General features: G+C 54.4%; 13 protein-coding genes. 11 read left to right on the top strand and 2 right to left on the bottom strand.

Features of this window, described 5'->3' with window-relative positions; genetic code table 11:
- Window position 1: 1 nt before the first annotated feature.
- Window positions 2-823: a DUF2285 domain-containing protein gene (locus tag AACZ19_RS17275; protein WP_339635760.1), complete on the bottom strand. Its 822-nt coding sequence runs from the start codon at window positions 821-823 to the stop codon at window positions 2-4.
- Between the two features lie 463 nt (window positions 824-1286).
- Window positions 1287-1892 (bottom strand): isochorismatase family protein, encoded by a 606-nt coding sequence (locus AACZ19_RS17270; protein WP_339635759.1) that lies wholly within the window; start codon window positions 1890-1892, stop codon window positions 1287-1289.
- A 587-nt stretch (window positions 1893-2479) separates the two neighbouring features.
- Between AACZ19_RS17270 and AACZ19_RS17265 the strand changes: the two genes are divergently transcribed.
- From AACZ19_RS17265 to AACZ19_RS17215, 11 genes are all read left to right on the top strand, one after another.
- The gene (locus AACZ19_RS17265) at window positions 2480-4537 is read left to right on the top strand and encodes a conjugal transfer protein TraG (protein WP_339635758.1); all 2058 of its coding nucleotides are present in this window, start codon (window positions 2480-2482) and stop codon (window positions 4535-4537) included.
- A 3-nt stretch (window positions 4538-4540) separates the two neighbouring features.
- Window positions 4541-5239 (top strand): hypothetical protein, encoded by a 699-nt coding sequence (locus AACZ19_RS17260; RefSeq protein WP_339635757.1) that lies wholly within the window; start codon window positions 4541-4543, stop codon window positions 5237-5239.
- Between the two features lie 70 nt (window positions 5240-5309).
- Entirely contained in the window at window positions 5310-6242 is a 933-nt protein-coding gene (trbB, locus tag AACZ19_RS17255; RefSeq protein WP_339635810.1) for a P-type conjugative transfer ATPase TrbB, read from the top strand.
- A 24-nt stretch (window positions 6243-6266) separates the two neighbouring features.
- Entirely contained in the window at window positions 6267-6620 is a 354-nt protein-coding gene (locus AACZ19_RS17250) for a TrbC/VirB2 family protein (protein ID WP_339635756.1), read from the top strand.
- Between the two features lie 21 nt (window positions 6621-6641).
- Window positions 6642-6917: a VirB3 family type IV secretion system protein gene (locus tag AACZ19_RS17245; protein ID WP_339635755.1), complete on the top strand. Its 276-nt coding sequence runs from the start codon at window positions 6642-6644 to the stop codon at window positions 6915-6917.
- A gap of 10 nt (window positions 6918-6927) precedes the next feature.
- Window positions 6928-9426, top strand: coding sequence for a conjugal transfer protein TrbE (trbE, locus tag AACZ19_RS17240; protein WP_339635754.1), 2499 nt, complete (start codon window positions 6928-6930; stop codon window positions 9424-9426).
- On the top strand, window positions 9416-10156 hold the full coding sequence (trbJ, locus tag AACZ19_RS17235; RefSeq protein ID WP_339635753.1) for a P-type conjugative transfer protein TrbJ: 741 nt from the start codon (window positions 9416-9418) through the stop codon (window positions 10154-10156). The genes trbE and trbJ overlap by 11 nt, the downstream gene beginning before the upstream one ends.
- A gap of 178 nt (window positions 10157-10334) precedes the next feature.
- Complete coding sequence (trbL, locus tag AACZ19_RS17230) at window positions 10335-11636, top strand: P-type conjugative transfer protein TrbL (RefSeq protein ID WP_339635752.1); 1302 nt, start codon at window positions 10335-10337, stop codon at window positions 11634-11636.
- Between the two features lie 42 nt (window positions 11637-11678).
- The gene (gene trbF / locus AACZ19_RS17225) at window positions 11679-12434 is read left to right on the top strand and encodes a conjugal transfer protein TrbF (RefSeq protein ID WP_339635751.1); all 756 of its coding nucleotides are present in this window, start codon (window positions 11679-11681) and stop codon (window positions 12432-12434) included.
- Window positions 12431-13474: a P-type conjugative transfer protein TrbG gene (gene trbG / locus AACZ19_RS17220; RefSeq protein ID WP_339635750.1), complete on the top strand. Its 1044-nt coding sequence runs from the start codon at window positions 12431-12433 to the stop codon at window positions 13472-13474. The genes trbF and trbG overlap by 4 nt, the downstream gene beginning before the upstream one ends.
- Entirely contained in the window at window positions 13464-14720 is a 1257-nt protein-coding gene (locus AACZ19_RS17215) for a TrbI/VirB10 family protein (RefSeq protein WP_339635749.1), read from the top strand. The genes trbG and AACZ19_RS17215 overlap by 11 nt, the downstream gene beginning before the upstream one ends.
- The last annotated feature ends 1 nt before the right edge of the window (window position 14721 follow it).

The following is a 14721-nucleotide window of genomic DNA, read 5'->3' as shown; positions in this document are numbered from 1 at the left end:
TTCAGAGAAACTTTTTGTATCCACCCTGCATAAGTTTCAGGCCCATGTTGCGGCACCGCCAGACTTGTTTTTTAAGGGCTTCATCACCGCTTGATGACCAGGATAGCCGGGTCAACCCGTAGGCGCGAAAGACATTGCCAATGTCTCGAAGCGACGCGCCTTTCAAGTAACATTTCAGCGCGATAAGGCATTTCTTGCGATGCATTTTCGCTGTTCTGGTCAACGCCTTTTTATCACCAGTAAGTTGCGATTTCAGAGCATTTCGGGTCCAGATTAGGGCCTTGGTCCCGCTACTAATTTTGGCAAAGCCATCCAGGTGGAATTGCAATATGACCGGCGAGAACAATACATTTGCGCCCACAAGTTTCATATCAAGGGCCGCATTACGCGATCTTAAAATGATCTTTTGGTAGTGGTCGTCGCAGAGGATTGCACAACAGTTCTTATCTTGGAATAAATCAAAATCAGATTCTTTTCGTGGTGCTGGCACGCGTGACGACGCGGCTAAAACGGAATAGCTTAGGGTGTCCTGCGACCAAAAAACATGTGTCTCTTGCGCATTGAGACCTGGTTCCGTGAAGGCAGAAAGTCCCCATCTTCTCGCCTTATCGTGACGCCCCCGAGCTCGGTAAATCTTGATGCCAGATGGATGGATAATTCCTCTCGTAAGCTTTGCGTAGCTTTCGATATAGTCATTCCTATAAGCCGGACTAAGCCGCAGAAACTCCCAAGCCCAGTCAGTATCCGTTAGGCAGTCGGTATACGCATAATCGCTTGCCGTTTTACCAAAGGCAGCGACAAAATCCGCTCCTTTTTCCCCCATCACTGCTGTCCAAGAAGAAGTTTATTCTTATCAGTACTCAAGAAATTGGTGAGCTATAAAATGTAGTATATTAGGTATTTATATTCAACAAATAATAGAATTTCGATTGAATTAACCCTCATATCAATCGATGCACGGGTTTGCTGTTCAGCACTTTTTGCAGGTAATCACATGGGTTCCAGATGACGGTAAAAATGTTCTCGCCATACTGTCTAGGCATTTCCGTGATTTGCGTAGATTTTTAGGGATCAAATTCCGTTGCTGCAATAGCAAGAGAAACATAGTTATTGCCCGAGGTTTCGGGGTTTTTAACCCAAACAGCGCCCCACTTCTGTATCAGCTGAATTTGAGACCTACTTCTATCTCAGTATAGAGTTCTTGAGAAAATTTTCTATTTATAGAAAGCTGTCTGTAAAACTGCTTTAAAGGCGAGGTATATGCTCATGACTGTCCCCAATACTATCTAATCAGATCCGTTCAGTCGGTCACAAATGGGTGTTCTGTCAAGGCGCTTTTGTTCCTTCCAGAATGTTTCCAAGTCTTTCCGGCAACCGTCATCTTCCGTTTTGACCATCCACTCATAGAGAAGGTTCTGCAACGCAATTGGAACAATGCCGAACTGGCTGAAGCGATCAAAGGACGTCTGACGTGTCTGAGGATTAAACGACAAACTCAAATCGACGATCACATGTGTATTGAAACCGAGGGACTGCGCTTCCAGTGCCGCAGCAGCGACGACATCATCCAACCAAAAACCACAGATGAAGAGCTGCTCACGATCTTCCTGTAGCATCGCCCGTATCAAATCAGCATTCGACCAGACAGGCCTGTCATGGCCAAAATGAAACACCCGTGGTTTATTCTTTTCGCAGGGTATCGACAACCAAGCTTCTCGTTTATCAATATCCTGTGAAACGGCAAAATATCTTGGCACACGTGCCTGATCCGCAGCAGATGAAAGTCGTAGAAATTGTTCCAACATCTGCCCGGCGAGCTCGTCATCAAGCTGATTTAGATAACTCGGCACCGGATTTACCAGCAGCAATTGTGAGTTTTCAGGAATAGCCAATACGGACATTATTTCCTCAATCATTGCTGCCATGGAAAGATAAACAGTCGGCGCAAAATCTTGTAAAACCTTTAATAATTGTACAGTGTTACTCTTAAAGGTTGTTTTGTCAAGCTGCGATATTATGCGACTAGCAATCGATTTTTTCTATTTTATATAGGGGATAAGACGTCATCCTTCGGATGTATAGTGGCGTCTATCCCTATTTTTTCATCACCGGCTTGATATGATTCATACGGTTCCGATGCACAGAAAAAAATTTGCATTTCTTTCCGCCAATATATTGAGCCGAACTCTTTCCAAGTCGAATCTTGGTTCTCAACGGGAACTCCAAACCGAGTAAAATCAGAAGCAGAATACAATTAGTTTTTTTGTCTGGTCTCGCCAATCCATACTCACCCACCCTCTCAACAAAACGTGATCAAATGGCCCGGAGTAGCGGCGCTTTTCGGGCGATTGATATATACTTCAACACATTGATACCATTTATCTAACACCGTTTTATGTTCATAAAAATTCCTTGCGTACTGACCGAGCTAAAGGCTTCATCGAGCTGTCTTTCACCATGATCAAACGGCTCGCATCCTATGAATCCAACCACCCTTCTCGTCGGCCAGGCCACCATCGTCATCAGTACGATAGTTGGTACCTTATGGGCCTCAACCCAATGGGTGGCCTACAAGCTCGGCTATCAACCTGGCTTGGGCGAGCCCTGGTTCGTCATCGCAGACACATCCATCTACTACCCCTGGCGCCTGTTCGAATGGTGGTACGCCTATGAAGCTTATGCGCCAGACGTATTCCGCCGCGCCGGCACCCTGGCAGCTGGCGGCGGACTGCTTGGAACAGCAACCGCTATCGCCGGATCCCTCTGGCGCGCCCGCCAAGCCAAACATGTAACGACCTATGGCTCGGCCGAATGGGCGACCAACAAAGATATTAGAGCCTCCGGATTGTTGGGAGATACCGGCGTCTTCCTTGGTAAATCCAACAATTCCTATCTCCGCCATGACGGCTCCGAACATGTCCTGGCCTTTGCCCCGACCCGATCCGGCAAAGGCGTTGGTCTTGTAATACCGACCTTACTGACCTGGACCGGGTCGGCCGTGATCCATGATATCAAGGGCGAGAACTGGCAAATTACCGCTGGCTGGCGATCGCAATTCTCTCATTGCCTGTTGTTCAATCCAACAGATCCGCGCTCGGCTAATTACAATCCTCTGCTGGAGGTGCGCAAAGGCCCGCATGAAGTACGTGATGTCCAGAATATTGCCGATATTCTCGTCGATCCCGAGGGCTCCATCGAGAAGCGCAATCACTGGGAGAAGACCGGCCATTCACTGCTGACTGGCGCCATCCTGCATGTCCTCTATGCGGAACCCGTCAAGACATTGGCCCATGTCGCAACGGTCCTCGCCAATCCCAAGCGCACCCTTGGCGCAACCCTTCGCATCATGATGACCACCAATCATCTCGGTACCAAACAGGCCCCCAAGGTGCATCCCGAGGTCGCATCGATCGCTCGTGAGATGTTGAATAAATCAGAGAACGAGCTCTCCGGTGTTGTCTCCACGGCCATGTCGTTTCTCGAGATTTACCGCGATCCAATCATCGCCAAAACGACCTCACGCTGTGACTGGCGGATAGAGGATCTCAAATCCGCTACCCGCCCTGTCTCGCTGTATCTGGTCATCCCGCCCTCCGACATCTCCAGAACCAAGCCGCTGATCCGGCTTATTCTCAATCAGATCGGTCGGCGTCTGACAGAGAAACTTCCTAACACGGATCAAACTACAGGTAACGATAACGTGCCCAATCATCCCCTCCTGATGATGCTCGATGAGTTTCCGGCGCTGGGACGGCTGGACTTCTTCGAGACCGCCATGGCCTTTATGGCGGGTTACGGCATTCGCGCCTATCTGATCGCGCAGTCGTTAAATCAGATCGAGAAGGCCTATGGCCCGAACAATTCGATTTTGGACAACGCCCATGTCCGCGTTGCCTTCGCCACCAACGATGACCGCACGGCAAAACGCCTCTCCGACAGCCTTGGCACGGCTACTGAACTCCGCGCACAGAAGAACTATGCCGGCCATCGACTCGCGCCCTGGCTCGCTCATGTCATGGTTTCCCGCCAGGAAACGGCCCGGCCCTTGCTGACCCCCGGCGAGGTAATGCAATTGCCAGCTGATGAGGCGCTCGTGTTTCTCTCTGGTACGCCGCCAATCCGGGCCCGCAAACTCCGTTATTTTGAAGACGAGAATTTTACGGCGCGATGCCTGCCGGCGCCTGAGCTCATCGAAGCGGGCCCTTATGCAGATGCGCCCGACCCTCACCCCGATGATTGGATTGGTGAGAGACACCATGTAAGCCGCAAGCTCCACCGGCAGATCTTCTCCTCACAGGCCACAAGCGCCAGCGATGACGAAGGCGGCTTAAAGCAGCAGTCAACCCTCTTTGATGAGGTCGGGGCAATGCCGGACACAATACCCGCCACAGATCTCGCCCTGCTGGACGATGATTTTGATACATCGTCGGTGCAAGCAGATGCCAGCAATCAATCTCAATCCCGCTCCCAAACCATACAGCGCGCCCATGCCCTCAATAATGGCGAGAAGCAACTCGACCTGCTGCAGGAGTTTTAAGCCATGAAGCCTCGTCTTAACATTTATCTCGACGATCACATCGCGGCGCAATTGACCTTAATCTCGAAGCGGCCCGGGACCAACAAATCCCGCATTGTCAATGATGCGCTCGACAAGTTTTTCAATCCCGAACGAGATCAGGAGATGAGCACCGCCTTTATTCGGCGCCTGGATCATATGTCAAAGGCCCTCGACCGGCTGGATCGTAATCAATCCATCGATCTTGAGAGCCTCGCGCTCTTCATCCGCTATTTCCTGACCATCACCCCACCCTTGCCCGCAAGCGATCAAGCCTCGGCCCATGCCATTGGCCGGGAACGCTTTGAGGTCTTTATTGCGCAAGTCGGCAGAAGACTGACCGGCGACAAATCCCTCGCGAAAGACGTGGCCGAGGCGCTTGGCGCAGATGAGCCAGATCTCTTTGCTACTCATCCAGACGTTAAGAAACACCCGACGCCAACAGCGGGTGCAGATGACAGTGTTGCTAAGCTTGCAGACGACACGCTTCCGCCCCTGCGCCCTGTTGTCTTTGCGGACGACGAGGACCCAACCGACGACATCGCCGATTTTGACCTTGAAGATCTCGACCTCGCGGATCTCGAGCTGGAAGAGCTTGAGCCGGAAGGCTTCGATCGGGAGGAGCTTGGCTCCGATGACTTGATATTTGACGAGGACTTATTTGAAGAAGATGTCGATGGATAAGTCTGAACCTCATTTCGATCTCGATACCCAGGACAAGCTGGCTTTGGAAGCAACCGGGCGTCGCCAGCAAATGCTGCTCACCGCCTTCGGCCCGCAAATCACAGCCGCCCTGAAGGACGACGCTGTCATCGAAGTCATGGTCAATCCGGACGGTCGGCTCTGGACCGATCGCGTCGGCGCGGGGCGTATTGATATGGAGTCGGTGATCAAGCCCGCGGAGACCGAACGCATCATCCGTCTGGTCGCCGCGCATATGCGGGGAGAGGTCCATGATACGGCTCCGATTATTTCAGCGGAGCTCCCTCATACCGGCGAACGGTTTGAAGGGATCCTGCCACCAGTATCGGCCGCACCCTGCTTTGCCATTCGCAAGCCAGCCAAAAAGATCTTTGAGCTCATAGATTATGTCGATGCCGGCATCATGACGCCAGTGCAGGCAAAGGCCTTGTCGGACGCTGTTACGGAACGGCAAAATATCATCATCGTCGGCGGCACCTCGTCCGGTAAAACAACACTCGTCAATGCATTGCTGTCCGAAGTCGCTCATACGGGTGATCGGATAGTCATCCTGGAAGATACACGCGAGTTGCAATGTGCTGCAGAAGATCTGGTGGCGCTTCGCACCAAACCCAATATTGCCAGTCTCAAAGACCTGGTGCGCTCGACCCTTCGCCTCCGTCCCGACAGGATTATTGTCGGTGAAGTACGAGGGGCGGAAGCCTTAGAGATGCTGAAAGCCTGGAATACGGGTCATCCCGGCGGCATTACCACCCTTCATGCCAACTCCGATCGGGCCGGGCTCTATCGGCTTGAGCAGCTTATCCAGGAAGCGGTCGTCACCGTCCCGCGGCATTTTATCGCCGATGCTATCGATGTGATCGTCTTTATCGAGGGGCGCGGGGCGGCCCGTAAAGTCCGAACCCTTTCCAAACTCATCGGGATCACCAAGGAGGGTGAGTATCAACTCACACCTCTCGCATCCACCCTACTCACCGTCGTTTAACCCCACAAACCAAAAGGAAAGCCTATGCGACCCTCAATCCATCCATCCCTCAAAACCTTTCACCAAAAAGCGACTGGTACAATTACAACAATTGCCCTGTCGGCATTCTACGCCCTTCCTGCCCAAGCGGCGGGGTCCGGTATGCCCTGGGAGGCACCGCTTGAGCAGATCCTGCAATCAATCGAAGGGCCGGTCGCCAAGATCATTGCCGTCATTGTCATCATCATCACTGGCCTCAGTCTGGCCTTTGGCGACACCTCGGGCGGGTTTCGGCGGCTGATCCAGATCGTCTTCGGGCTCTCTATTGCCTTTGCCGCCACAAGCTTTTTTCTTTCCTTCTTCTCTTTTGGCGGCGGCGCTCTGATGGCGGCCGCGTAAGATACTCAAGGAACAACTATAATGCTCCCCCAATCCTCGTCAAAAACACCTGGCTTTGAAGTCCCGCTGCACCGGTCGCTCACAGAACCTATTCTGCTGGCGGGCGCGCCACGCGCTCTCACCATTCTCAACGGGACCCTGGCCGCTGCGGTGGGATTGGGTCTGCGGCTGTGGCTGGTCGGGATATTGCTCTGGTTCATCGCCCATATGGTGGCTGTCTGGGCGACCCGTAAAGACCCGGCGTTCGCCCAGGTCCTCGCCCGTCATATCCGCCATAAAACCGATTTATCTGTGTGAGGGGAATGCCGTGCTGAACCTCACCGAATATCGCAAAAAACCGGATCGGCTTGCCGACTATCTACCCTGGGCCGCGTTGGTGGCGCCGGGTGTTGTTCTCAATAAGGATGGCTCCTTCCAGCGGAGTGTCCGCTATCGCGGCCCGGACCTGGAAAGCGCCACCGAAGCCGAGCTTGTCGCCGTCTCCGCCCGGATAAACAATATCCTCCGCCGTTTCGGTTCCGGCTGGTCGTTGTTCTTTGACGCGACCCGTGTCTCTTCTGAGCCTTACCCTGCCCGCAATTTTGCGGATGCGGCGTCCTGGCTGGTCGATCAGGAACGTGAATTTGATCTCAATCAGGACGATACCCATTATGAGAGCCGCTACCATCTGACCTTGCTGTTCCTGCCCCCTGAAGACCGGGTTAATCGCAGCGAAAGCCTGCTTTTTGAGGCGAGCGACAAATCCAAAAAACGCATCGATTACCGTGATCATCTGGCAAGCTTTATCAGCGAGACGAACCGCGCCATTGATCTTCTGGCCCAGATCCTACCCGACGTACAAATCCTGGACGATGCCGAGACGTTGAGCTTCTTGCATCAATGCATTTCAACCAAATCTCATCCCGTCGCCGTTCCGGAATGCCCCGTCTATCTCGATGCCATCCTGCCCGATACGCCGTTCCAGGGCGGTCTGGAACCGATGCTCGGCGATACCCATCTTCGTACTCTGGCGGTGCTCGGGTTTCCCAATGTGACGACGCCGGGTATTCTTGATGAGCTCAATGATCTCGGCTTCGCCTATCGCTGGAGCACCCGCTGGATCAGTCTCGATAAGCCGCTCGCGGCCAAGCAACTCACAACCCTGCGGCGGCAATGGTTTTCAAAACGCAAGTCGATTACGGCGATCCTGCGCGAGGTGATGTTCAATCAGGAGGCGGCACTTGTCGATTCCGATGCCGACAACAAGGCGAATGATGCGGACATGGCTTTGCAAGAGCTCGGCGCCGACGATGTTGCCTTCGGCTATGTCACCACGACTTTAGTCGTTTCACATAAAGTCGCGCATACGGCTGAAGCGCATCTTCGTAGCATTGAGCGTGTGATCAACGGTCGCGGCTTTGTCACCATCCGAGAAACCATCAATGCCGTCGAAGCGTGGCTTGGCACTTTGCCCGGTAATGTCTATGCCAATGTCCGTCAGCCGATCATTCATACTCTCAATCTTATCCATATGATGCCGGTCTCCGCTGTCTGGGCAGGACCGGAGAAGAACGCGCATTTAGACGGTGCCGCCCTGATCACCGCCAAGACGCGCGGCGCCACGCCGTTCCGCCTCGATCTGCATGTCGGCGATGTCGGCCATACATTGATTGTCGGCCCCACAGGCTCCGGCAAATCTGTCCTGCTCTCCTTGATGGCCTTGCAGTTTCGCCGCTACGCAGGATCGCAAGTCTTTGTCTTCGATAAGGGCAATTCGGCCCGGGCTGCCGTGCTGGCCATGGGCGGCAGTTCTTTTAATCTGGCCCTGGACGGCGCCCTCGCCTTTCAACCCCTTGCCACTATCGAAAGAGGCGCCGAGCAGGCTTTCGCGCTTGACTGGCTCTGCGGCCTGCTGGTCAATGAGGGTATCACCCTCAATCCTTCTATCAAGGATGCGCTCTGGACGGCAATCCAAAGCCTGGCGTCTGCGCCGAAGCGGGAACGGACTCTCACCGGCCTGTCAATGCTGCTGCAATCCACTCAATTGCGGCAGGCACTGCAGCCCTATACCTTACAGGGCGCCTTCGGTCGCATGTTAGATGCCACCGAGGACGATCTCGGCGGGGCCGATGTGCAGCATTTCGAGATGGAAGAACTGATGCAGCACAAGCGGCTGATGCTGCCGGTCCTCACCTATTTGTTTCACAAGCTTGAAGCGCGTTTTAAAGGCCGGCCAACCCTGCTTATCATCGATGAGGCATGGGTCTTTCTGGATGATCCACTTTTTGCCGACCGCATCCGTGACTGGCTCAAGACTTTGCGCAAGAAAAACGTTTCCGTCGTCTTCGCAACTCAGTCTCTTGCAGATATCGAGCAATCTTCCATCGCGCCCGCCCTGATCGAAAGCTGTCCCAGCCGCCTCTTCCTGCCCAATGACCGCGCCATTGAGCCACAATCGCGGGCGATCTATGAACGCTTCGGCCTGAATGACCGGCAAATTCCGTTAATCGCCCAATCAGTCCCGAAGCGCGATTATTATTACCAATCAAGTCGCGGCAACCGGCTGTTCGAGCTGGGCCTCGGTCCTGTCGCCCTGGCGCTCTGCGCCGCCGGATCACCCGAGGATCAAAAACTGATTGACCGGATACTTTCGGCACAGACTTCTGATCCCAACGAGCAGACGAGTTTTGCGGCCCAGTGGCTGCACGCCAAAGGCCACCCATGGGCTGCCAATCTCTTGCCAAGCTTCGAGCCTAACGAGCCGACTGAATCCTCACCTACCTCCAATTCTACCCTCAACAGTGAAGGAGACATCCATGAGACATAATTTATCAGCGTTAAAACGGACAAGCTGCATCGCCGCCATCAGCCTCAGCCTGTTTGTGACGACGCCACTTCCCAGCCAAGCTGGCGGCTGGCCGGTGTTCGATGCTCTGAACTATGTACAGAACATTCTCACCGCCTCACAAACCCTGATCGAGATCAACCAGCAGGTTGACCAACTCAGGAACGAAGCTGAGATGCTGGTCAATATGGATCTCAATCTGAGACAATTAACAGATACCCTATCCCCGGAACTTGCAACAGCGCTCAACGAGATCAATGCGCTGCTGGATCAGGCTGACGCGATCCGGCTGGAAGTCCAGGAGACGGATCAGGCGATGCGAGAGCTATTCCCCGAAGAGTTCGCGGCGACACTCTCGGGCGATGAGGCCCTGCAAAACGCACAAGTTCGCTGGAGCGAAGCACTCAACGCCTATAAACGCTCAGCGTCCCTGCAGGCACAAGTCTCTGAGTCTGCGGTGACCGATAGCGACCATCTGGCAACCTTACTATCCCGATCTCGGACTGCTGTCGGCAATCTTCAAGCTAGTCAAGCCGGCAATGAGCTCTCCGGACTCGCCATCAAACAATCCCTGCAAGTGCAACAGCTGATGGCCGCACAATATCGCGCCGAGACAATGGACCGTGCCCGGCGGCTGGCGAGCGAAGAGGAAGCGCGAGTGCGCTTTAAGAGCTTCGTTGGCAATGCTTCTGCCTATTCGCCAGACGGCTAACCCATTTGTCGCCAGTGATGTGCCCCGCCCACGCAGATTGGTGGTAGATGACCGGGCCGGAGTTGCCCTCCCCGGCTTCGGCCCGGTTTTTCAAATGAGTCAATAAACAGAGTGGTAGCAAAACATTTCGCGACCCTACAGTCCTTCTCACTAAAGCCCGCAGCAGAAAAACATTGCCATGAATAATCTCAATATCATTGACCGTTTTACCCAGACCTTCGTCCTGTATATTGAAAGCGGCTTTGGCCTGCTCTCGGGCGACGTGGCGTTTCTGGTCTCGATCCTAGTCGCCATCGATATTGTTCTGGCCGGTCTCTTCTGGGCTTTGCTGGGCGAAGATAATTTGGCGGCACAGCTGATCAAGAAAATCCTTTATGTGGGCTTCTTTGCGCTCATCCTTAATAATTTCCAATGGCTGACCGACCTCGTGTTCGCAAGCTTTGCCGATCTCGGCCTTAAAGCCAGTGACGCCCCCTTCGGCCCAGATCAGTTGATGCGGCCGGGCTTTGTCGCCGCGACCGGCTTCACTGCCGCCTGGCCTCTGTTGGAAGCCGCTGGCGAGTTGATCGGCTTTACGACTTTTTTCAATAACGTCACCACCATCCTTGTCCTGCTCCTCGCCTGGGCCATTGTTCTGCTCGCGTTCTTCGTCCTGGCAGTACAGCTCTTTATCACCATCATCGAGTTCAAGCTGACAACCCTGGCCGGCTTTGTGTTGGTGCCATTTGCCCTGTTTGGCAAGACCGCCTTCCTTGCCGAAAGGGTGCTCGGCAATGTCATCACTGCTGGTATCAAACTGATGGTGCTCGCCATCGTTGTCGGCATTGGTTCCTCGATTTTTGCCGAGATCATCACGCCGCCCACAGGCGATATCACCTTGCAATATGCCGCCTCGCTTATTCTAGCCGCCATCGCCGTCTTTGGCCTCGCTATCTTTGCTCCGAGCATTGCCGCCGGGCTGGTTTCTGGGGCACCGCAACTGGGCGCGGGAGCCGCTGCTGGCACCGCCGCTGGTCTTGCCGGTGCCGGTGTCGCGGCTGGCGCCATGGCGCTTGGGGCCATGCGAGGCGGATCGAACCTTGCCAAAGGCAGTGTTTCAGCGGCGGCTTCCGTCGCGGGCCGTACCAGTGCGGGGTTTCAGAGCGGCGGCGTCTCTGGAGCAGCGAAAGCGACCGTCGGTGGACCCATAAAGAATGCTGCGTCACGTATGACGGCTCCCGTGAGTGATGCGTTTAAATCCGGGCAGGCAGAAGGTTTCCGGGCGGCGGGATCTTCGACCTCGGCAAAGGCAACCAGCCAGACATCAGGTCGCGGCGCGGGCGTTGTGGCGTCTGCCAGTGGTTCGGGGCAACCAGCCTGGGCAAAGCAGATGCACCGCCGCCAACGCCTGCGTGAGGCCGGCATGGTCGCGGCCCAGACATTGCGCGAGGGCGATCAAGGCGGCTCAAGCGAAGGCCCCAAACTCGACCCCGACAACTGAGAAGAGCAGACCAATGAATGACCAATTTACGAGGACAGCAGCATGATCTTCAAACGACCCGGAAACCGATATGGGCGAACACCAGAACCCATCACATCCTATCAAAAAGCTGGTCAGGTTTGGGATGCCCGTATGGGATCTGCCCTGGTACAAGCCAGAAACTGGCGATGGATGGCCTTCGGAACCCTGGGCCTCTCGCTTATTTTGTCTGGCGGCGTCATCTGGCAGGCCGGTCGCTCGCATATCGTCCCCTATGTGGTCGAACTGGAAGCACGCGGGGCCGCGCGCGCCGTCCGCTCGGCCGTTGAGACGTATCAGCCAACGGATGCGCAGATCGCTTTTCATCTCGCAAGCTTTATTGAGAAAGTACGGTCCCTGCCCATCGATCCGATCATTGTCCGGCAAAACTGGCTGCAGGCCTATGACTATGTCACCAAGCACGCCGCCAATAGCCTCAATGAATATGCGCAAAAAGCGGATCCCTTCTCGTTAGTCGGTGAGCAGACTGTGGCCATTGATGTCACCAGCATCGTCCGGGCGTCAGATACAAGCTTTCAGATACGCTGGGTAGAGCGGCGCTATATCAATGGCTCTCTCGCCACCACGGAGCGCTGGACGGCGCTCGCAACCGTCCAGATCAATCCACCGCGCGACGCCAACACCCTCCGCAAGAACCCGCTCGGAATCTATGTGACCAGTCTTAACTGGTCCCGCGAACTCGAGGTGGTGCGACCGCAACAAACGCCACGGCGCCAAATACCGTCTCCGTCCAAATCCATCACGGGAGATCCAAAATGACCTACAAGCCAACTTTTCAATCTGCCGGCGTCAGCATTGCCGTTCTCGCTTTTTCTCTATCTGCCTGCACAGCCCCGAGCGTCCCGAAGATAAAATATGATAATCTCGACTTTGAAGCGGCTCACTATAGAACGGAGCCGGAACCTCCGGTAAAAGTCGTGACTTTATCGAAGCCTCTGCCGCTACCCGGTCAGTTAAAGAAGATGCCGACGGCAGCTAGCAAGCCTCACATCGCTGAGCAATGGCCAGAAACGACGGTCTTCGAGGCAAATGAGGCGGCCAAGATCGAACCTTCCCTGGAAGGCTATATCAACGCCATGCAAACCTATCCCTTTACCAAGGGCGCATTGTATCAGCTCTACGCCGCCGTCAATCAAGTCTCCGATATCGCGTTGGAGCCCGGAGAGACATTGGTCTCTGTCTCCGCCGGCGATACCGTGCGTTGGGTTGTTGGTGATACCCAAAGCGGTTCCGGCGATACCGCTCAGGTTCATATTCTGGTAAAGCCTATCGCCACCGATCTTCAAACCAATCTGGTGATCGCCACCGATCGGAGGACCTATCATCTGGAACTGCAGTCAATTGAAGAGACTTATATGGCTTCTGTCTCCTGGAGCTATCCGCAATCCGATCTTATGGCGATCAATAAAAGGAATGCGGCTCTACAAAAGCAAGCGAACCTGATCATCGACAATGGTCTGAATCTCGAGCAACTAAAGTTTCGCTACCAAATAGAGGGAGATGCGCCCTGGGCGCCGCTGCGAGCCTTCGATGATGGCAAGAAGGTGTATCTGCAGTTCCCATCGGGTTTAAGCCAGGGCGACGCACCACCACTGTTTATTGCCGGTCCGGACGGCAAGCCGGCTTTGGTTAATTATCGCATTCGCGGCAGCTACTATATTGTCGATCGATTGTTTGCAGCGGCAGAACTCAGATTGGGCACAGAGCCACAGCAAATTGTTCGCATTACCCGGACAGACGCAATCGAACCGGTGGGCCCAAAGGCCGCCACCGATTGGGAGCGGAATTATGACAGATAATCCGCACAGTAAAATCGACCCTGAGACCTTGGAACTGCACGCCAGGCCACGACCGATCACCCGGATCAGCCGCAAAGTCTTGTTTATAGGAGCCGCTCTTATCCTTGCGCTGCTCTTCGGGGCCGTATTGTTCGCCCTTGATCCGCCCAACTGGAGTAACGGCAACCGCACCGAGTTAATCGATATCCATCGTAATCAGGGTCCGGCGGGTATTGAGACCCTTCCCTCAACCTATGACGGCATCCGCAAACTGGGACCACCCAATCCCGGTGATCTCGGCGCGTCAATTACGCAAATGGAACGGGATCTCAAGATCGTCCCCGTGGAGCGGCGCCCACTTCCCTCTTATAAACCCGATCCCGAAGAAGATTTTAGGCGGGCTGAGCGCATTCGTCTGGCCCGGCTCGCCGCCAAGGCAAAAGAAGCTGGCGTCTTCTTCGTTCTTCAGAATAAGCAAGTATTGCTTGGCAATACGAGGGGTGATGGCGGCGACAAACCAACTTCAGCACGCGCCGGAACTCCGTTTGATCCTTTTGCCGCGTTGGCGGCGTTTCAAGGAGGATCGGCACAGCCGGCTGGATCCGGTTCCACTGATCCAAACAGTAAAACCGCGTTTCTGGAGAACCTGCCCGACGGCAGCATATACAATCAGCATGCCATGAAGACGCCTGCCTCGCCTTATCAGTTGATGGCAGGGACTGTTATTGCGGCGAGCCTTATCACTGGGCTTAATTCCGATTTACCGGGTACTATCATTGCCCAGGTCACAGAGCAGGTTTTTGACACTGTCACCGGCCAGCATCTTCTTATTCCGCAAGGTACGCGGCTGATCGGCAGGTATGACAGCAGTATCGCTTTTGGACAGAATCGGGCCCTCATTGTCTGGCAGCGGATTATCCGGCCCGATGGTAGCTCCATCGTGATTGATAATCTGCCAGGCACGGATATGGCCGGTTATGCAGGCGTTGCCGATGAGGTCGACTTTCATACCTGGGAACTCCTCCAGGGTATCGGACTTTCCACCTTGCTGGGTGTCGGCACGGAATTGAGTTTTGGAACAAGTGAGTCAGATCTCGTTAGAGCCATTCGGGAAAGCACTCAACAAAATACCCATAATGCCGGTCAGAATATTGTCGAACGCATGCTCGATATTGAGCCAACCATCACTGTCCGACCCGGCTGGCCGATCAGAATAATTGTCCATAAGGATATAATCCTGGCACCGATGGAAAAGGAGGGGCAGTGAC

Source organism: uncultured Sneathiella sp. (assembly GCF_963973085.1).
Classification (GTDB): domain Bacteria; phylum Pseudomonadota; class Alphaproteobacteria; order Sneathiellales; family Sneathiellaceae; genus Sneathiella.
The sequence above is the reverse complement of the archived record's forward strand: the minus strand, read 5'-3'. Positions and strand labels throughout refer to the sequence as shown.

Coding starts and splice junctions, on each gene's coding strand:
- AACZ19_RS17215 (WP_339635749.1), top strand. CDS start 13,464: ATGACAGATAATCCGCACAGTAAAATCGACCCTGAGACCTTGGAACTG.
- trbJ (WP_339635753.1), top strand. CDS start 9,416: ATGAGACATAATTTATCAGCGTTAAAACGGACAAGCTGCATCGCCGCC.
- trbL (WP_339635752.1), top strand. CDS start 10,335: ATGAATAATCTCAATATCATTGACCGTTTTACCCAGACCTTCGTCCTG.
- AACZ19_RS17275 (WP_339635760.1), bottom strand. CDS start 823: ATGGGGGAAAAAGGAGCGGATTTTGTCGCTGCCTTTGGTAAAACGGCA.
- AACZ19_RS17265 (WP_339635758.1), top strand. CDS start 2,480: ATGAATCCAACCACCCTTCTCGTCGGCCAGGCCACCATCGTCATCAGT.
- AACZ19_RS17245 (WP_339635755.1), top strand. CDS start 6,642: ATGCTCCCCCAATCCTCGTCAAAAACACCTGGCTTTGAAGTCCCGCTG.
- AACZ19_RS17260 (WP_339635757.1), top strand. CDS start 4,541: ATGAAGCCTCGTCTTAACATTTATCTCGACGATCACATCGCGGCGCAA.
- trbG (WP_339635750.1), top strand. CDS start 12,431: ATGACCTACAAGCCAACTTTTCAATCTGCCGGCGTCAGCATTGCCGTT.
- trbB (WP_339635810.1), top strand. CDS start 5,310: ATGCTGCTCACCGCCTTCGGCCCGCAAATCACAGCCGCCCTGAAGGAC.
- trbF (WP_339635751.1), top strand. CDS start 11,679: ATGATCTTCAAACGACCCGGAAACCGATATGGGCGAACACCAGAACCC.
- AACZ19_RS17250 (WP_339635756.1), top strand. CDS start 6,267: ATGCGACCCTCAATCCATCCATCCCTCAAAACCTTTCACCAAAAAGCG.